Annotated in this window: 22 protein-coding genes and 1 riboswitch; of the genes, 17 read left to right on the plus strand and 5 right to left on the minus strand. The window is 67.1% G+C overall.

All coding sequences use genetic code 11. The features are described 5' to 3' along the window. The first annotated feature begins 4 nt into the window (after positions 1-4). The 10 genes from CEX88_RS14245 to CEX88_RS14290 all read left to right on the plus strand — a co-directional run bounded on the left by CEX88_RS14245 (position 5) and on the right by CEX88_RS14290 (position 9,298). Positions 5-202, plus strand: coding sequence for a cation:proton antiporter regulatory subunit (locus CEX88_RS14245; RefSeq protein ID WP_066845564.1), 198 nt, complete (start codon positions 5-7; stop codon positions 200-202). A gap of 41 nt (positions 203-243) precedes the next feature. After that, positions 244-702: a CBS domain-containing protein gene (locus tag CEX88_RS14250; protein ID WP_066845693.1), complete on the plus strand. Its 459-nt coding sequence runs from the start codon at positions 244-246 to the stop codon at positions 700-702. 12 nt (positions 703-714) lie between these two features. Continuing rightward, positions 715-2,001, plus strand: coding sequence for an ArsB/NhaD family transporter (locus CEX88_RS14255; protein ID WP_066845562.1), 1,287 nt, complete (start codon positions 715-717; stop codon positions 1,999-2,001). A 179-nt stretch (positions 2,002-2,180) separates the two neighbouring features. After that, on the plus strand, positions 2,181-5,069 hold the full coding sequence (locus CEX88_RS14260) for a Na+/H+ antiporter subunit A (protein WP_094293984.1): 2,889 nt from the start codon (positions 2,181-2,183) through the stop codon (positions 5,067-5,069). Beyond that, entirely contained in the window at positions 5,066-5,536 is a 471-nt protein-coding gene (locus CEX88_RS14265; protein ID WP_094293957.1) for a Na(+)/H(+) antiporter subunit C, read from the plus strand. Before CEX88_RS14260 ends, CEX88_RS14265 begins: the two co-directional genes overlap by 4 nt. Positions 5,537-5,567: 31 nt before the next feature. Beyond that, complete coding sequence (locus CEX88_RS14270; RefSeq protein WP_094293958.1) at positions 5,568-7,163, plus strand: Na+/H+ antiporter subunit D; 1,596 nt, start codon at positions 5,568-5,570, stop codon at positions 7,161-7,163. A gap of 28 nt (positions 7,164-7,191) precedes the next feature. Beyond that, entirely contained in the window at positions 7,192-7,728 is a 537-nt protein-coding gene (locus CEX88_RS14275) for a Na+/H+ antiporter subunit E (RefSeq protein WP_066845558.1), read from the plus strand. Positions 7,729-7,759: 31 nt separating this feature from the next. Further along, the gene (locus tag CEX88_RS14280) at positions 7,760-8,047 is read left to right on the plus strand and encodes a monovalent cation/H+ antiporter complex subunit F (protein ID WP_064399764.1); all 288 of its coding nucleotides are present in this window, start codon (positions 7,760-7,762) and stop codon (positions 8,045-8,047) included. Further along, complete coding sequence (gene mnhG / locus CEX88_RS14285) at positions 8,044-8,406, plus strand: monovalent cation/H(+) antiporter subunit G (RefSeq protein ID WP_064399765.1); 363 nt, start codon at positions 8,044-8,046, stop codon at positions 8,404-8,406. Before CEX88_RS14280 ends, mnhG begins: the two co-directional genes overlap by 4 nt. Then, positions 8,393-9,298 carry an SAM-dependent methyltransferase gene (locus tag CEX88_RS14290; protein WP_066845555.1) on the plus strand — a complete coding sequence of 302 codons (906 nt, stop codon included), beginning with the start codon at positions 8,393-8,395 and terminating at the stop codon, positions 9,296-9,298. Before mnhG ends, CEX88_RS14290 begins: the two co-directional genes overlap by 14 nt. Positions 9,299-9,345: 47 nt before the next feature. On the opposite strand, the gene CEX88_RS14295 is transcribed toward CEX88_RS14290, so the two are convergent. From CEX88_RS14295 to CEX88_RS14315, 5 genes are read right to left on the minus strand one after another with little or no spacing between them, the layout of a single operon-like run. Further along, the gene (locus CEX88_RS14295; protein WP_094293959.1) at positions 9,346-9,981 is read right to left on the minus strand and encodes an LON peptidase substrate-binding domain-containing protein; all 636 of its coding nucleotides are present in this window, start codon (positions 9,979-9,981) and stop codon (positions 9,346-9,348) included. A gap of 2 nt (positions 9,982-9,983) precedes the next feature. Continuing rightward, on the minus strand, positions 9,984-11,117 hold the full coding sequence (locus tag CEX88_RS14300) for a glutamate--cysteine ligase (RefSeq protein WP_068200632.1): 1,134 nt from the start codon (positions 11,115-11,117) through the stop codon (positions 9,984-9,986). After that, positions 11,098-11,832 (minus strand): superoxide dismutase[Cu-Zn], encoded by a 735-nt coding sequence (sodC, locus tag CEX88_RS14305; RefSeq protein ID WP_094293960.1) that lies wholly within the window; start codon positions 11,830-11,832, stop codon positions 11,098-11,100. Before sodC ends, CEX88_RS14300 begins: the two co-directional genes overlap by 20 nt. 10 nt (positions 11,833-11,842) lie before the next feature. Beyond that, positions 11,843-12,301 carry a LytR C-terminal domain-containing protein gene (locus CEX88_RS14310; RefSeq protein ID WP_202931497.1) on the minus strand — a complete coding sequence of 153 codons (459 nt, stop codon included), beginning with the start codon at positions 12,299-12,301 and terminating at the stop codon, positions 11,843-11,845. 40 nt (positions 12,302-12,341) lie between these two features. Then, on the minus strand, positions 12,342-12,650 hold the full coding sequence (locus CEX88_RS14315) for a DUF3263 domain-containing protein (protein WP_064351385.1): 309 nt from the start codon (positions 12,648-12,650) through the stop codon (positions 12,342-12,344). A gap of 137 nt (positions 12,651-12,787) precedes the next feature. Here CEX88_RS14315 and CEX88_RS14320 point away from each other — a divergent pair, with 137 nt between their 5' ends. The 7 genes from CEX88_RS14320 (at position 12,788) to CEX88_RS14350 (ending at position 18,807) form a co-directional block, all read left to right on the plus strand. After that, positions 12,788-13,381, plus strand: coding sequence for a peptide deformylase (locus CEX88_RS14320; RefSeq protein ID WP_064399772.1), 594 nt, complete (start codon positions 12,788-12,790; stop codon positions 13,379-13,381). Between the two features lie 2 nt (positions 13,382-13,383). Beyond that, complete coding sequence (locus CEX88_RS14325) at positions 13,384-14,277, plus strand: N-acetylglutamate synthase, CG3035 family (RefSeq protein WP_094293962.1); 894 nt, start codon at positions 13,384-13,386, stop codon at positions 14,275-14,277. 3 nt (positions 14,278-14,280) lie between these two features. Beyond that, positions 14,281-15,096, plus strand: coding sequence for an exodeoxyribonuclease III (locus tag CEX88_RS14330; protein ID WP_094293963.1), 816 nt, complete (start codon positions 14,281-14,283; stop codon positions 15,094-15,096). A gap of 73 nt (positions 15,097-15,169) precedes the next feature. Beyond that, a riboswitch (TPP riboswitch) is annotated at positions 15,170-15,278 on the plus strand. After that, entirely contained in the window at positions 15,272-16,915 is a 1,644-nt protein-coding gene (gene thiC, locus CEX88_RS14335; protein ID WP_094293964.1) for a phosphomethylpyrimidine synthase ThiC, read from the plus strand. Its footprint overlaps the riboswitch before it by 7 nt. Continuing rightward, the gene (gene thiD, locus CEX88_RS14340) at positions 16,912-17,748 is read left to right on the plus strand and encodes a bifunctional hydroxymethylpyrimidine kinase/phosphomethylpyrimidine kinase (RefSeq protein ID WP_094293965.1); all 837 of its coding nucleotides are present in this window, start codon (positions 16,912-16,914) and stop codon (positions 17,746-17,748) included. The genes thiC and thiD overlap by 4 nt, the downstream gene beginning before the upstream one ends. Then, positions 17,745-18,368, plus strand: coding sequence for an alpha/beta hydrolase family protein (locus CEX88_RS14345; RefSeq protein WP_094293966.1), 624 nt, complete (start codon positions 17,745-17,747; stop codon positions 18,366-18,368). The genes thiD and CEX88_RS14345 overlap by 4 nt, the downstream gene beginning before the upstream one ends. Beyond that, positions 18,358-18,807, plus strand: coding sequence for a septum formation family protein (locus tag CEX88_RS14350; protein ID WP_202931498.1), 450 nt, complete (start codon positions 18,358-18,360; stop codon positions 18,805-18,807). The genes CEX88_RS14345 and CEX88_RS14350 overlap by 11 nt, the downstream gene beginning before the upstream one ends. Positions 18,808-18,974: the final 167 nt, after the last annotated feature.

The following is an 18,974-nucleotide window of genomic DNA, read 5'->3' on the forward strand; positions in this document are numbered from 1 at the left end:
CCAGATGACCACCCGGCACGGCGAGCAGCTGAGCCTGATCATCGACGACCACGGCGTCCGCCACCTGTTCGTCGCCGACAGCTGCGGCTTCGACGCGCCCGGGTGGGAGCTCGTCCTCGACCCGGATGACGCCGAACGGCTGGCCGAGATGCTCACACAACGTCGGAGAGTCCACGAACTGAACGGAGATCGAGGACGATGACACTTACCGCCGACACCCCCGGGACCGGATGGAACGAAGTCATGCAAGCACATGAGATCGCCGTGACCCCTCCCACGGTCCGCATGGATGATCCGGTGTCCAAGGCCGTGCAGCTGATGGTGGTCAACCGACTGCCCGGACTCGTCGTGGTCGACGACGACCGCAACCCCGTCGCGGTGCTGCCGGGGACCCAGGTGCTGCGACTCACTATCCCGGAGTCCTACCGCGACGACCCCGCCCTGGTGCGCACCGTGGACGAGATCCACGCCGACCTGTTCTGGCACGGGCCGGGCAGGCTGACGGTGGGTGACTGCCTGCCGACGCCGGTGGCCAAACCGGTGACCGTCGCACCCGATGCCACCCTGCTCGAGATCGCCACGGTGATGGCGACCAAGCGCAGCCCGCTGATCGCCGTGGTCGACAGCGGCGGCAAGCTCGTCGGCGCGGTGACCCTGGAGCGGTTGCTCACCAGCTTGGCCGTGGCCGGCCCCAGCGACTGATCCGTCGGTTCGGTGCTGGCTCCGCTTCTGGCGCTAGCGATCTTCGTCGTCGCCTTTTGGTTTCTGGCCACAGAACGCGCCAACAAGGTCACGACGGTTCTGGTCGCCGGCGGGCTGATGACCCTTCTGGGTCTCGCGCCCGGCGAGGAGGTCTTCTACTCCGAACACGAAGGCATCGACTGGAACGTCATCTTCCTGCTGCTGGGCATGATGGTCATCGTCGGAGTCGTGAAACAGACCGGCATTTTCGACTTCCTGGCCATCTGGGCCGCAAAACGCGCCAGGGGCAAACCTTTTCGGCTCATGGTGATGCTGATGGTGATCACCGGGGTGGCCTCGCCCGTGCTGGACAACGTGACGATCATCATGCTCGTCGCCCCGGTGACACTCGTCATCTGCGACCGGTTGGAGATCGCCGCGCAGCCGTTCATCATCGCCGAGGTGCTGGCGTCCAACATCGGCGGTGCGGCGACGCTGATCGGCGATCCGCCCAACATCATCATCGGCAGCCGGGCGGGGTTGACCTTCAACGACTTCCTGATCCACATGGCACCGATCGTGGCGATCATTTTCGTGCTGTTCGTGCTGTTCACCAAAGTGCTGTTCCGGACGGAGTTGCGCGCCAGCGAGATGCGCGTCGACAAGGTGATGGCGCTGCAGGAACGACGGGCCATCAAGGACTTTCGCCTTCTGGTGCGGTCGATGGCGGTGCTCGCGCTGGTCATCGTCGGGTTCAGTTTTCACTCGGTGCTGCACGTGGCACCGTCGATCGTCGCGCTTCTCGGCGCGGGCATCATGCTGCTGGTCACCAAGGTCGACGTCAACGAGGTTCTGCCCGAGGTGGAGTGGCCGACCCTGGTGTTCTTCATGGGGCTCTTCGTCATGGTCGCCGGCCTCGTGCACACCGGGGTGATCGGCTGGATCGGCGATGCGGCGGTCAATTTGTTCGGCGACGATTTCTTCCTTGCCGCCACCGGTCTGCTGTTCGGTTCCGCCGTCCTGGGCGCGTTCGTCGACAACATCCCGTACACGGCCACGATGGCGCCGGTGGTCGAGGACATGGCGGCACAGGCGCCCGATGCCGCGACCGGGCGGGCGCTGTGGTGGGCGTTCGCTCTGGGGGCCTGCTTCTCCGGCAACGGCACCGCGATCGCGGCAAGCGCGAACGTCGTGGCAATCGGCATCGCCCAGCGCGCCGGCCACCGAATCAGCTTCTGGCAGTTTTCCCGCTACGGCATCGTCGTCACGCTGCTCAGCACCCTGTTGGCCTGGGTATATGTGTGGCTGCGGTACTTCTGAGCACCCGTGCGGTCCGGCCTGCGCCGACCACCGCGAGGTCGGTGGTGTCAACGACGGGGCATAGTAGCCCCGATCGACCCACGTAGAATGACGATCCGAAGCCTTACTCGGCTGACACCCCGACCATAAGTTCTCCGGTTGGCGGCCGCGTGCTGACCAACACAACCGATCGGAGTGCCCTGCTCGCCGTCCTGCTCGCACACGCGGTCGCCGCCGCGCTGGCGCCCCTGCTTGTCCACAAGTGGGGGCGCAAGGCCTTCTATCCGCTGGCGCTGGTGCCGCTTCTGTCCCTGGTGTGGGTGGCGCAGAACTGGCCGTCCGCGGGGGGGTCGAGCACCGTCGACGTGCCGTGGGTGCCCGAGCTGTCGATGAACATCACGCTGCGCTTCGACACGCTCGCCGCGATCATGAGCGTGCTGGTTCTCGGCATCGGCGCGCTGGTCCTTTTCTACTGCGCCGACTACTTCCACCACCACGACGGCCGCATCGAGAACCGGTTGCCGAGTTTCGCCGCCGAACTGGTCGCGTTCTCTGGCGCGATGTTCGGGCTGGTCACCAGCGACAACCTGCTGATGCTCTACGTGTTCTGGGAGATCACCTCGGTGCTGTCGTTCCTTCTGGTCGGCCACTACGCCGAACGCCTGACCAGCAGGCGGGCGGCAACCCAGGCGTTGTTGGTCACGACGTTCGGCGGCCTGGCGATGCTGGTCGGCATCATCGTGCTCGGCAACATGGCAGGCTCCTACCTGCTCTCCGAACTCCTTGAATCTCCGCCGACGGGGGTGGCGGCGTCGGTCGGGCTGGTGCTCATCCTCGTCGGCGCGCTGTCGAAGTCGGCGATCGTGCCGCTTCACTTCTGGCTGCCGGGCGCAATGGCCGCACCGACCCCGGTGAGCGCGTACCTGCACGCCGCGGCGATGGTCAAGGCCGGCGTCTATCTGATCGCGCGCATGAGCCCCAGTTTCGCCGACTCCCCGGTGTGGCGGCCCATAGTGGTCTCGCTCGGCCTGTTGACCATGCTGCTGGCCGGTTGGCGCGCGGTGCGCGAGTACGACCTGAAGTTGATCCTGGCCTTCGGCACGGTCAGTCAGCTGGGGCTGATCACGGTCATGGTCGGCACCGGCGGCAGCGACATGATGCTCGGCGGACTGGCGATGCTGGTGGCACACGCCATGTTCAAGGCGGCGCTGTTCATGGTCGTCGGCATCATCGACCACGCCACCGGCACCCGCGACATCCGCAGACTGGCCTGGCTCGGCGCCAAGGCGCGGCCGCTGTTCGTCATCGCCGTCGGCGCATCTGCCAGCATGGCGGCGCTGCCCCCGTTCTTCGGTTTCGTCGCCAAGGAAACCGACCTGGCCACCGTGCTGCATACCCCCACCCTCGGCGTCTTCGCCCCGGTGGTGCTGGTCGGCGTCGTGATCGGCTCGGTGTTCACGACCATCTACAGCCTGCGCTTCCTGTTCGGTGCGTTCGGCCGCAAGGGGCGCCCCGAGCCGAGCACCCGCGTCGCCGAGATGCACCGGCCCGAGCGCACGTTCATGATCGCGCCGGGCATCCTCGCGGCCGCGGGCCTGGCCTTCGGGATCTGGCCCGTCGGGGTCGGCGACGTGCTGGAGGATTACGCCGACACGGTGCCCGGCGGCAACAACGAGTACCACCTCGCGCTGTGGCACGGCGTGAACGTGCCGCTGCTGTTGTCGGTGCTGGTGATCGCCACCGGCGTGGCGGCCTTCGTCGGCCGCGAACGGCTGCGCCGGTTCCGCACGATGCGCGAACCACTCGGCAACGCCGACCACGTGTACGACGCCGTGATACGCCGGCTCGACCTGTGGGCGGTGGAACTCACCGCTGTCACCCAGCGCGGTTCCATCCCGGCCACCCAGGCCGCGATCCTGTCGACGCTGGTGCTGGTGCCCACCATCGCGCTCGCGGTGGGTGCGCGCGACCACCCGCAGTTCAGGCTGTGGGGTTCACCGCTTCAGGTGGTGATCGGTCTGATCATCCTGGCCGCCGCGCTCGGCGCTCTGGTGATGCGCAACCGCCTGGCGGCAGTGCTGCTCGTCGGCGTGACCGGATACGGGTGCGGGGTGATCTTCGCGCTGCACGGTGCGCCGGATCTGGCCCTGACCCAGTTCCTGGTCGAGACGTTGACCCTCGTGGTGTTCGTCCTGGTGCTGCGCACGTTGCCCGCCGAAGCCGACCGGGTCCACATCCGCAGATACCGGTGGCCGCGGGCGGCGCTGGCACTGGCGGTCGGTGCGACCGTGACCACCTTGGCGGTGTACGCGATGGCCGCGCGCACCGGAACTCCGATCGCCTCGTTGATCCCCGAGGCGGCGTACTACCGCGGCCACGGCGCCAACGCCGTCAACGTGCTACTGGTCGACATCCGGGCCTGGGACACCATGGGCGAAGTCATGGTGCTCGTGGTCGCGGCGACCGGCGTCGCCTCAATGGTGTTCCGGCACAGGAGGTTCGGGGCACCGCCGCGGGTCTCGGATGCGGGTCAGCCCGACATCGGCCGGCTACCGGCGATCGTGAACACCAGCCCGGCGGCCGGCGACATCACCTGGCTGCGCGGCAGCGAACTGCGTGACCCGCGGCACCGGTCGTTGATCCTCGAGGTCGCCACCCGCGTCATCTTCCCGCTGATCATGGTCTTGTCGGCGTACTTCTTCTTCGCGGGACACAACACTCCCGGCGGCGGATTCGCCGGCGGATTGACCGCCGGGCTCGCGCTGGTGCTGCGCTACCTCGCGGGCGGTCGCTACGAACTGGGCGAGACGCTGCCGCTGGACGCGGGCAAGATCCTGGGCGCGGGACTCACTTTATGCGCCGGTACCGCGTTCGCCTCGCTGCTGGTGGGGGCGCCCGCGCTGTCGTCGGCGCTGATCGAGATCGACGTGCCGGTGTTGGGCACCGTCAAGTTCGTCACCGCATTGTTCTTCGACCTCGGGGTGTACCTCATCGTCGTGGGTCTGGTGCTCGACGTGTTGCGTAGCCTCGGTGCCCGCATCGACGTGGAGTTGGGCCAGGAGCAGAAGACGGTGGTGTCTACGCAATGACCACCTCTCTCGTGCCCCTCATCCTGCTCGGCGGCCTCACCAGCGCAGGCGTCTACCTGCTGCTCGAGCGCAACCTGACCCGAATGTTGCTGGGGCTGTTGCTCATCAGCAATGCCATCAACCTACTGATCCTCATCGCCGGCGGCCCGTCCGGTAAGCCCCCTATCTGGGGCCGGGGCAGCGACGAGCACACCACCACCGCGGATCCGTTGGCCCAGGGCATGATCCTGACCGCGATCGTCATCACGATGGGCGTCGCGGCGTTCGTGCTGGCGATGGCCTACCGGACCTATCGGTTGACCACCGCCGAGGAAGTGGGCGACGACCCCGAGGATGCCAAGGTCTCCGAGTTGGCCTCGAAGGACATCGCCGCCGTCGAAGAGGACCGACCCCAGCCTGAAGCCGCCCGCGACACCGATGCACCCGACGAGTTGGACGCCCTGCCCGGTTACGAAGGATCGAAGTGATGCGGGGGCGATTAGTGAAGGCGGACTGCGCATGACGTTGGCGGCCACCTTGATACCCCTGCCCGTCCTGCTCCCGACGCTGGGCGCGGCGGCAACGCTGATCGCGGGCCGGCGGCCACGACTGCAGCGGCTCCTCACCCTCGTCGTGTTGTCTGTCGTCGTCGCGGTGTGTGGCGCGCTGCTCTACCTCGCCGACAGGGACGGCACGCTCGTGCTCCACGTCGGCGGCTGGGGACAGTCGGTGCCCGGGATGGGTCCGCTGGGCATCACGCTGGTGGTGGACCGGTTGTCGGCGCTGATGCTCGTCGTCTCGGCGATCGTGTTGCTGGCCGTGGTGTTCTACGCCATCGGACAGGGTGTCCGCGACGGTGACGAACGCCAACCGGTGTCGATCTTCATGCCCACCTACCTGGTGTTGTCGGCCGGCGTCTGCATGGCGTTCCTCGCCGGTGACCTGTTCAACCTTTTCGTCGGTTTCGAGGTGCTGCTGGCCGCGAGCTTCGTGCTGCTGACGGTCGGAGCCAGCAAGGACCGTGTCCGCGCAGGCATCTCGTATGTGATGGTGTCGATGGTCGGGTCGCTGATCTTCCTGTTCGGCCTCGCCCTCGTCTACGGCGCCACCGGGACACTGAACTTGGCGGAACTCTCCGTGCGACTCGAGGAGGTGTCGGGCGGAGTCCGTTCGGCGATGTTCGCCGTGCTGCTGGTGGCGTTCGGCATCAAGGCCGCGGTGTTCCCGCTCTCGGCCTGGCTGCCCGACTCCTATCCGACCGCACCCGCACCGGTCACCGCCGTGTTCGCCGGCCTGCTCACGAAGGTCGGCGTCTATTCGATCATTCGGGCGCACTCGCTGTTGTTCCCCGACGGAGGGCTCGACCCGGTGCTGTTGGTCGCCGCGTTGTTGACGATGCTGATCGGCATCCTCGGTGCGATCGCGCAGAGCGACATCAAACGACTGCTGTCGTTCACGCTGGTGAGCCACATCGGCTACATGGTGTTCGGCATCGCGTTGTCCAACCAGCTTGGCATGTCCGGTGCCATTTACTATGTGGCGCACCATATTCTGGTGCAGACCACACTGTTCCTGGTCGTCGGGTTGATCGAACGCCAGGCCGGGGCGTCGACCATGGACCGCTTGGGCGGTTTGGCGGCAGCCAGTCCGCTGCTCGCCTTCGTGTTCGTCATCCCCGCGCTTAATCTCGGTGGCATACCACCGTTCTCCGGTTTCATCGGCAAGGTCGCGCTGCTCGAGGCCGGCGCGCAGGACGGCTCGGTACTGGCCTGGACGCTGGTGGCCGGCGGTGTGGTGACGAGCTTGCTGACGCTGTACGTGGTCGTGCGGGTGTGGACCAAGGCGTTCTGGCGCTCGCGCGAGGACGCGCCCGAAGGCCATCTGTCCGCGGCGCTGCCGTCGGCGTTGCTCGACGAACCCGAGGACATCCAGTTCGTCGACCGCGACCACGTCGGCCGCATGCCGGCCGGGATGGTCGGGCCCACGGGTGCGCTGATTGCGGCCGGGCTCGCGCTGACGGTGCTCGCCGGACCGATATTCGCGTACAGCGAAAGGGCTTCCAACGAGGTACTCGACCGGAGCGAGTACATCACTGCCGTGGTGGGGCCGCGATGAGCGCTTGCGCGAAGAGCAGAGGACACCGATGAGAAGCGTTGCGCTGCGCGTCTGGATCTTCTGCTGGCTGGTGTTCGTCTGGATCCTGCTGTGGGGCAACTTCTCCGCGGCGAATGTGCTCTCGGGTGCGGCCGTTGCGGCGTTGATCACATGGTTGCTGCCCCTGCCCGCCGTGCCGGTCGAAGGCAAGGTGCACGTGCTGTCGCTGATCCGCCTCATCCTCACGGTCGCCTACCGTTTGGTGCTGTCCTCGGTCCAGGTCGCGGTGCTGTCGTTGAAACCCCGACCACCACTGTCAGCGGTGCTGCGCGCGCAGCTTTCCGTGAAGTCGGACCTCGTGCTGTCGCTGGCGGTCGTCATCTTCAACCTGATCCCCGGATCGATCGTGCTCGAGATCGACCAGACCCGCCGGCTGCTCTACATGCATGTCATCGATGTCGGCTCCGACCGCGCACTGCAAGCGTTCTACCACCAGGTGGCTGTGATCGAACGGCTGCTGGTCGCGACATTCGAGCGTCCCGAGGACTGGCGCCCGGCGCATGAGCACGAGGAGCACGAAGCATGAGCCCCCAGCGAAATACGAAGGCGCAGCGCGCATGATCACCGTCTGGGTCATCGCCGCGGTGATGATGACCGCCGCCGCCGCGATCACGATGTTCCGTCTCCTTGCCGGGCCGAGCACACTGGACCGCCTGGTCGCCGTCGACACGCTCATCGCCGTGGCGATGTGCGGGATCGGCATCTGGAGCGCCTACAGCCTGGACAGCACCGTCACCTACGGCATGGCCGCATTGGCTTTGATCAGCTTCGTCGGCACGGTCAGCGTCGCCCGATTCCGCGTCCCCGACGTCGACAAGTCCCGCACCATCGGGGGGCGAGGATGACGGGACTCGACATCCTCACGAGCGTGCTGGTGCTGGGCGGCTCGTCGCTCGCGCTGACCGCCGCGATCGGCATCGTCCGCTTCCCTGACACGTTGACGCGCATGCACGCGGCGTCCAAGCCGCAGGTACTCGGGCTCCTGCTGGTGATCATCGGCGCCGGGATACGGCTGCGCGGCAACGCCGATATCGGCATGCTCGTACTCACCGGCTTGTTCACGGTGATCACCGCACCGGTGGTGGCGAACCGGGTTGGTCAGCTCGCGTATCGGGAACAGAACGTCCGAGACGATCTGTTGACCGCGGACGAGATTGACGAGTTCGCCGACCACACGGAAAGCGGCGCCGATGGCCAGGACTGACGACGACAGCTGGGGCATCACCGAGAGTGTGGGCGCGACGGCGCTGGGGGTGGCCTGGTCTCGTGCGCTGGAGCAGAACACCGACTGCCCGCTGTTCACCGATCCGTACGCCCAGATGTTCGTCGACGCGGCAGTGGAACAGGGTTGGCAACCGCCCTCTGCCCACATGGCCGAACGCATCCGCTCGATCGGCGGCTACGCGGCGTCGCGCACCAAATGGTTCGACGAGTTCTTCATCGCCGCGGGCGCCAACGGCATCGACCAGGTGGTGATTCTGGCGGCCGGGCTCGACGCGCGGGCCTGGCGCTTGCCGTGGATCGGTGGCACCGTCGTCTACGAGATCGACCAGCCCCGGGTGCTGACGTTCAAGGTCGACACGTTGCGTCGACACGAAGTTCAGCCGGCCGCCGAGTACATCCCGGTGCCGATCGACTTGCGCGAGGATTGGCCGCGGGCTCTGCGGGACGCGGGGTTCGACGCGAGCGAGCCGACCGCGTGGGCCGCCGAGGGGCTTCTCCCCTATCTGCCCGCACGCGGACAAGACGTGTTGTTCGAACGGATCCACAAGCTCAGCGCGCAAGGCAGCCGCATCGCCGTCGAGTCGTTCGGGGCGGACTTCTTCGATCCGGAGTACCTGGCCAGTCGCCGCGAGAAACTGGCCGAGTACCGCAGGCAGGCCGGCAACGACGGTAGCGACGACGCGTTCGACGTACAGGACCTCTGGTACACCGAGGAACGCACCGAGGTAACCGACTGGCTCACCGACCACGGTTGGGACGTCGCCTCGATCGCTGCCGCGGACCTGATGGAACGCTACGGCCGGTGCGCCGCGGGCGAACCCGACGACACAACTCCGCGGACGGTATTCGTCGAGGGACAACGGACCTGCTGACAACCGCTGTCGCCGGACGTGAGCCGATCTTTCGGACCCGGATCCCGCTACTCCCCCGACAGCTGGAACTCGACCATTGCGGTCACGGTCTCGACGGCGTCGCTCAGCGCAGCCAGCCGCTCGGCGACGGTCGGCGCAGCCAGCACCGCGTAGCGGTCGGCCTGCCCCATCGGCAGGCGAGAGGTCAACGTGTACAACCACTTACCGGCATCGCCGGACGCGTCCGCACCCGCCACGAATTCGCGGCCGTTGACGTCGGCCCCGCGTGCGGCGGCGATGCGTTCGAACAGCGCGACCATGCGGTCCTCCACGTCGCGGATCGCGTCCGCCTCGACGGGCTCACCCGGCTGATCGGGCCACGGTTCTACCGCTGCGCGTGGATACGGGTCGTCGGGCTGCCACTCGATGACCCGAATACGTTCGCCAACCGCGCATTTGAGGCGGTAGCGGCCGTCACCGAAATCGGCGACCTCGCCGATGTGTGCCAGCGCGCCGACGTCGCTGCGGACGTCCCCGCCGCCCACTTCCCTGCCCGCCGTGATCAACACGACGCCGAACGCCGGGTCCTCGGTAGCCAGACAGTCCGAAACCAGTGCGCTGTAACGAGGTTCGAAGATCCGCAACGGAAGCTCCTCGCCGGGTAGCATCGCCACCTGCAGCGGGAACATCGGGATGGCCGCCACGTCTACAGCTCCAGTTCGGCGACCAGGGCGTCGACGACGGCGCGCAGGTCGCCGTCGTGCTCCTCGGCGACGCGGCGTTGACGTTGATACGACCCGCCGCCCCCGTAGATGTCGGCGACGTGCCGTAGTTCGTCGGCGCAGTGCAGCGACGCGGCAACCGGTTCGAGACGGTTGAGCAGCTCGTCGAGGTCCTCGGTCACCAACCGTTCGTTGCTGTTGGCATCCTGGATGATGATGGCGTCGAGGCCGTAACGCGCTGCGCGCCACTTGTTCTCCTGCACGTGCCACGGGGGCATGGTGGGCAGCGACTCACCGGCGTCGAGCCGCCGGTCGAGGTCGACGACCAGACAATGCGTCAACGCCACCAGCGCACCCAACTCGCGCAGATTGGAGACACCGTCGAATATCCGGATCTCCACCGTCCCGATATGCGGCGAAGGCCGGACATCCCAACGGATTTCGTTCATGTGGTCGATGATGCCGGTCTTCTTCTGGTCGTAGACGAAACGCTCCCACTCCGCCCACGACTGAAAGTGGAACGGCAGCCCGGCCGTCGGCAGCTGCTGAAACATCATCGCCCGGTTGGACGCATAGCCGGTGTCCTCACCGTCCCAGAACGGGGACGACGCCGACAGGGCCAACAGATGCGGGTAGTGGTTGAGCAGCGAGGTGTTGATCGGCATCACCTTGTGCGCGGAGCGGACCCCGACGTGCACGTGCACACCCCAGATCAGCATCTGCCTGCCCCACCACTGGGTGCGCTTGATCAGCTCGGCATAGCGGGGGGCGTCGGTCAGGCTGCCCGGCGACCACTTCGCGAACGGGTGCGTGCCCGCGCAGAACAACTCCATCCCGCGACCCCGGACGATCTCGCGGGCCGTCACCAGCGTCGAACGCAGATCGTTCATCGCCTCGGGCACCGAATCGCAGATGCCCGTGACGATCTCTACGGTGTTGCGCAGCAGCTCCTTGTGCACACGCGGGTTGTTCTCGCCGAGCTCCTCGATGACCGCAGTGGCTTCGTTGCTCAGGTCCCGCGTCGTCGCGTCGACGAGCGCGAACTCCCACTCGACCCCGACCGTCGGTCGGGGCGAGCCGACGAAATCGATGTGGCTGCTAGCCGGTACGGATAACACCGCATGCCACCCGCGATCCGGCGTCACCGGTCGCCAGAGTGGCCGCATCCGGCGGCGGGTCACCGTTGACCTGCTGGTAGCGCTCCGGCGGAATGTTGGCGAAGTTGTCCGCCTTCTCGTGGATGATGATCGCGGTGCCCGCGCCCGACGTGAGTTCCTCGGCGGTGAACGCGTCGGTCGTCGTCAGGACCCTGGCCGAACCGTCCTCGCGGACCTGCAGCGACGTCAGGTCACCGCTCGCGGGATGACCGCTGTGGCCGGGCACCTGGAAGTGCCCACCCGCCGAGTTGAAGTTCCCCGGCGCGCCACCGGTGGGCGCGACCGAGTTGGCCTCGCACTTGCCGACCTGATGGATGTGCATGCCATGGAAGCCGGGCGTCAGCCTCCCGGGCGTGGTGGTCTCGACGCTGATCGTCGCGTAGCCGCCACTGAACTGGATGTCAGCGGTCGCCACCGGTGTGCCGTCCGCAAGCTTCAATTCGGCGGTGAGCGTTTCGCTTGCGCCCTGTCCTTCGCCCTGCCCTTGACCTTGGCCTTCTGCCTGCCCGCCGCCGTGACCACCGCCCTCACCCGGCGGGGCCGACGGAGGCGGAGATCCGGTCCAGACGGGCGGAGGGGTGCCCTGCACGTTGCTGGGCTCCTCGGGCGCCGCACAGGCGCTCAAGGCGAGTGCGGGGACAGCGAACAAGGCAGCGGCGGCGACGGTCTTGAACATGTGCACGAGCCTAACCGGTGACCACCACAATGACGCCCGGCGGTTGTTCGGCGAGTGCGGGCAATCGCGGTTCGACGGGCGCCTCGAGCAGACGTCCCACCTCTTCTGCGGCCTCCCGCTCGCCGGGCGCGTCGCTGAAGTACACGGTGGTGGCCGCCACGTCCGCCAGTTCGAGGTTGCCGGTCTCGGTGACGTTCCAGCCGGCCTCGCGCAGCCGTCCGGCCGTGCCCTCGGCCGCGCCCGCAACGGTGGAGATGTTGAAGACCCGGACCTCGGCATCGGCCGGTGCCGGCGCCTCCGACGTCGTGGTCGCGGTGGTCGTGGTCGCGGTCGCCAGCGGCGGCGCGTCCTCCTCGTCGCTGTCGGAACCCATCGCCTGAAACGCCACCAACAGGAAAACGACGCCAAGGAAGAGCAGCACCATCACCATGGCGCGCAGGGGCAGCCCTGACGAATCTCGCTGGTTCATTGCGCCCACCTTATCGAGCGGGCCTCACGGCCCGGGAAACTCAGGTGACGTCGAAGCCGAGACGGCGTGCCGCCCGCGCCTTCTGCCTGCTGGCCCTCAGTCGCCGCAACCGCTTGACCAGCATCGGATCGGCGGCGAGCGCCTCGGGTCGGTCGACGAGCGCGTTCAGCACCTGGTAGTAGCGGGTGGCCGACATGGAGAACAGCTCCTTGATGGCGTCTTCCTTGGAGCCCGCGTATTTCCACCACTGCCGCTCGAACGCGAGAATGTCGTGCTCGCGTCGAGTCAGCCCGTCGGAGAGTTCAGAGTTGTCTCCGGATTGTTCAGTCCGCGCGATCGCGCCGTCCATCTGGCTCTTGGACCCTTCCGACAACTTGAATGACATCGCTGTGGTTCGGCGCTCATTCAACCACGTGATGGGCTGATGAGCGGTTCGACATGCCCGCGAGTCGGGCAGCAAGGATTGCCGACTTAAGATTTTCGACTATGGCAGTCGTTCCGATCCGCATCGTAGGAGATCCCGTCCTGCACACAGCCACCGAGCCCGTGCCGGTCGGTGAGGACGGTTCGCTGCCCGCCGATCTCGCGGATTTGATCGCCGACCTGTTCGACACGATGGACGCGGCGAACGGGGTTGGCTTGGCCGCGAACCAGATCGGCGTCTCCAAGCGGGTGTTCGTCTACGACTGCGCCGAGGTGCGCGGTCGCATCACGCGCCGCCGCGGTGTGGTCGTCAATCCGGTGTTGGAGACCTCCGAAGTTCCCGAGACCATGCCCGATCCGGACGATGACGACGAGGGTTGCCTTTCGGTGCCCGGGGAGTCGTTCCCGACGGGGCGGGCCGACTGGGCGAGGGTGACGGGGCTGGACGCCGAAGGCAATCCGATCACCCTCGAAGGCACCGACCTGTTCGCCCGGATGCTGCAGCACGAGACGGGTCACCTCGACGGCTTCCTTTACCTGGACCGCTTGGTCGGCAGGCATGCGCGCAGCGCCAAGCGTGCGGTGAAGTCGCACGGCTGGGGGGTGCCGGGGTTGTCGTGGATGCCCGGTAAGGACCCCGATCCGTTCGGTCACTGACCGTGCCCGCGCTGCCCGCGATCGGCACACGGGTGACCGTGCGTTACCGGCGGCCGGCCGGTTCGACACCCCCGCTGACCGACGTGGTCGGTCATGTCGTCGACAACGGTGCGGCACTGGGGATTCGGACCAAACGGGGGGTCGTCGTACGGGTAGACCTCGGCGATGTCGTCGCCATCAAGGAGCTGCCCGCCGCACCAGTGCGCACCGCCGACATCCGCAACGTCGAACACGCGGCGGCGTTGGCGTGGCCGGGTGTCGAGCAGGAATGGCTGGGCGGCTGGCTGCTGCGCGCCGCAGGACGCCACACGCACCGCGGCAATTCCGCTGTCCCGCTGGGCTTTGACGCCGACGCCACGGCCATTCCAACGATCATCAGCTGGTACGGCAAGCGGGGGCTGACGCCGTGGCTTTCCATACCCGATCGGCTGTTCCGCCCGATCCTAAAGTCGCCGCACCTCGAGACCGAGGTCATGACAAGCGATTTGAGCGACACGGTGGTCGACGAACGCGTGACCCTGACCGCGACACCCGACGCCGCATGGCTGCACCTGTACCGCCGCGCCGTGCCTGTCGACGTGCTGACCGCCGTCATCGACGGTGAGGTCGCGTTCGCGACGATCCCCGGTGCGGCCGTCGGCAGGGCCGCCGTGACGACGGCGCCGTGCGGCCGGCGCTGGGTCGGGCTGTCGGCGGTGCGGGTCGACGAGCGGGCCCGCGGTGCGGGTCTGGCGCGCGCACTGTGTTCGACGCTGTTGGGTTGGGGGACCCAGCGGGGTGCGACCGGCGGCTACGCGCAGGTGCTGGTCGACAACGCGGTGGCCCTCGGCCTCTACAGGTCGATGGGATTCCAGACGCAGCACCGCAGCCGCTATGTCGACGCTCGTAGCATGTAAGCCATGCGGATCGCCACTTGGAACGTCAACTCGATTCGGGCTCGGGTCGAACGGGTCACCGACTGGCTCGAGCGAGCCGACGTCGACGTGCTGGCGATGCAGGAGACCAAGTGCAACGACGAGCAATTCCCGGTCATGCCCTTCCTGGCCGCCGGCTATGAGGTGACCCACTGCGGCTTCAACCAGTGGAACGGCGTGGCGATCGCGTCCCGCGTCGGGATCGAGGACGTGCAGGTGGGCTTCGACGATCAGCCGACCTGGAGCGACAAGCCCGACGTGGAGGCGGCCGCCGAAGCCCGCGCCCTCGGCGCCACCTGCAACGGAGTCCGGGTGTGGAGCCTGTACGTGCCGAACGGCCGGTTCGTCGGCTCACCGCACTACGCGTACAAGCTGGAATGGCTTGCCGCGCTCCGCAATACGGCACACAAGTGGTTGTCCGATGACCCGACCGCGCAGATCGCGCTCGTCGGGGACTGGAACATCGCGCCGACCGACGAGGACGTCTGGAGCGTCGAGTTCTACCAAGGCAGCACCCACGTCACCGCACCAGAACGCGAGGCGTTCAGCGCGGTGGTGGAAGCGGGTTTCGCCGATGTGGTGCGGCCGTTCACTCCCGGACCGGGGGTCTACACCTACTGGGACTACACACAGCTGCGGTTTCCGAAGAACCGCGGCATGCGCATCGATTTCATCCTCGGCTCACCCGCGCTCGCCGACCGCGTCACGCACGCCGAGATCGTCCGCGATGAACGCAAGAGCGGCAAGGACCGCATCGGAGCGCCCAGCGATCACGCCCCGGTGTTGATCGAACTGGGGTGACCGCGACGGTCCACTTCCGACGATTCTCCCGTTGCCCCTTCCCGATTCCTCCGCGTCTGCGCTAGCGTGGCAGGCGTCCACACACGGGAGCGCGCACCAGCGCGCTGAGAGGACGGGTGGGCCCGTCGACCGTACGAACCTGACCGGGTAATGCCGGCGTAGGGAGATAGCTCAAATGACGCACGCCGCGAACAGTCCTGTCAATCCGTCCGTGACCACCGGCCCGATCCAGGGCAGCACGAAGGTGTATCGAGAGCTCGACGATGTGCCCGGCGCCAGAGTCCCATTGCGCCGGGTGCACCTGACCAACGGCGAGCACCTCGACCTCTACGACACCTCCGGTCCGTATACCGACCCGACGGCGACCCTCGACCTGCAGGCGGGCTTGCCCGCGCGCCCGGGCGTGGTGCGCGACCGCGGAACGCAGCTGCAGCGGGCCCGTGCCGGCGAGATCACCGCCGAGATGGCGTTCATCGCCGCCCGCGAGCGAGTCCCTGTCGAGCTGGTCCGCGACGAGGTCGCGGCGGGCAGGGCCGTCATACCCGCGAACCACAATCACCCCGAGACCGAGCCGATGATCATCGGCAAGGCGTTCGCGGTGAAAGTCAATGCCAACATCGGCAATTCGGCGGTGACCAGTTCGATCGCCGAAGAGGTCGACAAGATGGTGTGGGCCACCCGCTGGGGCGCCGACACGATCATGGACCTGTCCACCGGCCGCGACATCCACACGACTCGGGAGTGGATCCTGCGCAACTCCCCGGTGCCGGTCGGCACGGTTCCGATCTACCAGGCCCTGGAGAAAGTCAACGGCGACCCGGCCGCTCTGACGTGGGAACTGTACCGCGACACCGTGATCGAACAGTGCGAACAGGGCGTGGACTACATGACCGTGCACGCCGGCGTGCTACTGCGTTACGTTCCGCTGACGGCCAAGCGTGTCACCGGAATCGTCAGTCGCGGCGGTTCCATCATGGCCGCATGGTGCCTGGCACACCACCGGGAATCGTTCCTGTACACCCACTTCGATGAGCTGTGCCAGATCCTGCAGCGCTACGACGTGACGTTCTCACTCGGCGACGGCCTGCGGCCCGGCTCGATCGCCGACGCCAACGACGCCGCCCAGTTCGCCGAGCTGCGTACGCTCGGCGAGCTCACCAAGATCGCGAAATCGCATGGTGTACAGGTGATGATCGAGGGTCCCGGCCATGTGCCGATGCACAAGATCGTCGAGAACGTCCGGCTCGAGGAGGAGTGGTGCGAGGAGGCGCCGTTCTACACGCTGGGCCCGCTGGCGACCGACATCGCACCGGCCTATGACCACATCACCAGCGCCATCGGCGCCGCGATCATCGCGCAGGCCGGCACCGCCATGCTCTGTTACGTGACGCCGAAGGAACACCTCGGCCTACCCGACCGCAAAGACGTCAAGGATGGCGTCATCGCCTACAAGATCGCCGCGCACGCCGCTGATCTCGCCAAGGGCCACCCCCACGCTCAGGAACGCGACGACGCGCTGTCCCGCGCACGCTTCGAGTTCCGCTGGCACGACCAGTTCGCACTGTCGCTGGATCCCGACACCGCCCGCGCGTTCCACGACGAGACGCTGCCCGCCGAACCGGCCAAAACCGCACACTTCTGCTCGATGTGCGGGCCGAAGTTCTGTTCCATGCGCATCACGCAGGACGTCCGCGACTATGCTGCCAAGCACGGGCTCGACAGCGAGGAGGCGATCGAAGCCGCGATGGAGATGGGGATGGCCGAGAAGTCACGCGAATTCGCCGAACACGGCAACCGCGTGTACCTGCCGCTGGCATGACCTACCTACCACTGCCGCCGCCCCGTACCACCCCGGTGCGGGTGATGACGATCGCCGGATCCGATTCTGGCGGAGGCGCGGGAATCCAGGCCGACATGCGCACGTTCGCTCTGCTCGGGGTTCACGGCCTGGTTGCGGTCACCGCCGTCACCGTTCAGAACTCGGTCGGGGTCAAGGGTTTTCACGAGATTCCCCTCGACGTCATCGCAGGACAGATCGAAGCCGTGACCTCCGACATCGGCGTGCAGGCAGCCAAGACGGGGATGCTGGCGTCATCGGAGATCATCGACACCGTCGCCGAAACCTGGCGCGCACAGGGCATGGCCGGTTCGGTGCCTTTGGTCGTCGACCCTGTGTGCGCCTCCATGCACGGTGATCCCCTTTTGCATCCCAGTGCGCTGGATTCACTGCGGGCACAACTGTTCCCGTTGGCGACACTGGTGACACCGAACCTCGACGAGGTGCGCCTGCTCACCGACATCGAGGTCATCGACCCCTCATCCCAGCGGGAGGCGGCCCGCGCACTGCACGCACTCGGACCGCAGTGGGCACTGGTCAAGGGAGGCCACCTGCGAGCGTCGGCGCAGAGCCCCGATCTGCTGTTCGGCGGCACCGAGTTCCACGAATTCGACGCCACGCGCATCGACACCGGCCACGACCACGGCGCCGGTGACACGTTGGCCGCAGCCATCGCCAGCGCGCTGGCACACGGCTATTCGGTACCCGACGCCGTCGCGTTCGGTAAACGCTGGGTCACCGAATGTCTGCGTGCCGCTTACCCGTTGGGACGCGGTCACGGCCCGGTGTCGGCGCTGTTCAGGCTCACCGAGTGAACCTCGAACCGATCGCGGGTGTCGCCCACGAACCCGACGCCGACCCCGCCGGTGTCGTCGTCCTCACCCACGGCGCCGGCGGCAGCAGGGAAGCACCGCTACTCAAGAGGCTCTGTGACGAGTGGGCCGGACGCGGTTGGCTTGCGGTGCGCTACAACCTGCCCTACCGGCGCCGCCGGCCCAAGGGCCCGCCGTCTGGATCCGCCAAGGTCGACCAGGAGGGAGTGATCGAGGCCATCGACGTCGCCCGCACGCTCGCCGACGGCCCCGTCATCGCGGGCGGGCACTCCTACGGCGGGCGGATGACATCGATGGCGGTGGCCGACGGAGCAGCCCACATCGACGTTCTGACACTGTTCTCGTATCCACTTCATCCGCCCGGAAAGCCCGAACGCGCACGCACCGAACATCTTCCGCGCATCACGGTACCCACGGTGTTCACGCACGGCACCGCCGACCCGTTCGGATCGATCGACGAACTCCGGTCCGCCGCCGCCCTGATCGGCGCACCCGCCGAGGTCGTCGAGATCACCGGCGCCCGCCACGATCTGGTCTCCAAGACACTCAATGTGCCTGCGCTGGCTGTGGATGCGGCATTACGGTTGTCGGGTGCGTCCTAGCAACTGGGTGATCGTCGCGGTTGTCGTGATCGGCATCGGCGCCCTGGCTGCGATCGGTTGGTTCTACATCGTCGAACCACGCATGACGACGACGGTGCGCGCCGATCTCCTACGGCTCGGAGATTGCGTGCGCACGCGTGAGTCCGACGTTCTGCCGCAGGAAGTCAAGCGAGTGGACTGCGACGGTCCCCACTACGGAGAGGTGTTCGCGATCCTGCGCGCGCCCGATGCGCCGGAGTATCCCGGCGAGGACGCCTTGAGAAGGATCGGCGATCAGTGCAGTGGCAAGTTCTTCGACTACGCGCCGAATATCCCCGAGGGGCCGACCTTTCGGCTCGCGATCGGTTATCCGAGTGCGCAGGCATGGTCGGAGGGGGCGCGGTCGGTGGTCTGCGTCGCGATGGCCAAGAACGAGCGCTGGGGTTCGATCCGCAGCTAGAAGGCGGTGACCGCGATACGGTTGCCGCGTGACAACGCCGCCGGGTCCTCCCCCGCCGTACGGACCACCGCCGTCCTACGGCGGGCAGCCGCCCGATCCGTATCCGCCGCCGGGGTCCGCGTACCCCTGTCTCTTATACCCATCCGACCGTGCCGACGAACGCTTGC

This window comes from Mycobacterium neumannii (genome assembly GCF_002245615.1).
Classification (GTDB): Bacteria; Actinomycetota; Actinomycetes; order Mycobacteriales; family Mycobacteriaceae; genus Mycobacterium; species Mycobacterium neumannii_A.

Bases quoted from the DNA above. Each gene is read 5' to 3' on its own strand.
- CEX88_RS14245 (WP_066845564.1), top strand. From the start codon at position 5: ATGACCACCCGGCACGGCGAGCAGCTGAGCCTGATCATCGACGACCAC.
- CEX88_RS14250 (WP_066845693.1), top strand. From the start codon at position 244: ATGCAAGCACATGAGATCGCCGTGACCCCTCCCACGGTCCGCATGGAT.
- CEX88_RS14265 (WP_094293957.1), top strand. From the start codon at position 5,066: ATGACCACCTCTCTCGTGCCCCTCATCCTGCTCGGCGGCCTCACCAGC.
- CEX88_RS14270 (WP_094293958.1), top strand. From the start codon at position 5,568: ATGACGTTGGCGGCCACCTTGATACCCCTGCCCGTCCTGCTCCCGACG.
- CEX88_RS14275 (WP_066845558.1), top strand. From the start codon at position 7,192: ATGAGAAGCGTTGCGCTGCGCGTCTGGATCTTCTGCTGGCTGGTGTTC.
- CEX88_RS14280 (WP_064399764.1), top strand. From the start codon at position 7,760: ATGATCACCGTCTGGGTCATCGCCGCGGTGATGATGACCGCCGCCGCC.
- mnhG (WP_064399765.1), top strand. From the start codon at position 8,044: ATGACGGGACTCGACATCCTCACGAGCGTGCTGGTGCTGGGCGGCTCG.
- CEX88_RS14290 (WP_066845555.1), top strand. From the start codon at position 8,393: ATGGCCAGGACTGACGACGACAGCTGGGGCATCACCGAGAGTGTGGGC.
- sodC (WP_094293960.1), bottom strand. From the start codon at position 11,832: ATGTTCAAGACCGTCGCCGCCGCTGCCTTGTTCGCTGTCCCCGCACTC.
- CEX88_RS14310 (WP_202931497.1), bottom strand. From the start codon at position 12,301: ATGAACCAGCGAGATTCGTCAGGGCTGCCCCTGCGCGCCATGGTGATG.
- CEX88_RS14315 (WP_064351385.1), bottom strand. From the start codon at position 12,650: ATGGACGGCGCGATCGCGCGGACTGAACAATCCGGAGACAACTCTGAA.
- CEX88_RS14320 (WP_064399772.1), top strand. From the start codon at position 12,788: ATGGCAGTCGTTCCGATCCGCATCGTAGGAGATCCCGTCCTGCACACA.
- CEX88_RS14330 (WP_094293963.1), top strand. From the start codon at position 14,281: ATGCGGATCGCCACTTGGAACGTCAACTCGATTCGGGCTCGGGTCGAA.
- thiC (WP_094293964.1), top strand. From the start codon at position 15,272: ATGACGCACGCCGCGAACAGTCCTGTCAATCCGTCCGTGACCACCGGC.
- thiD (WP_094293965.1), top strand. From the start codon at position 16,912: ATGACCTACCTACCACTGCCGCCGCCCCGTACCACCCCGGTGCGGGTG.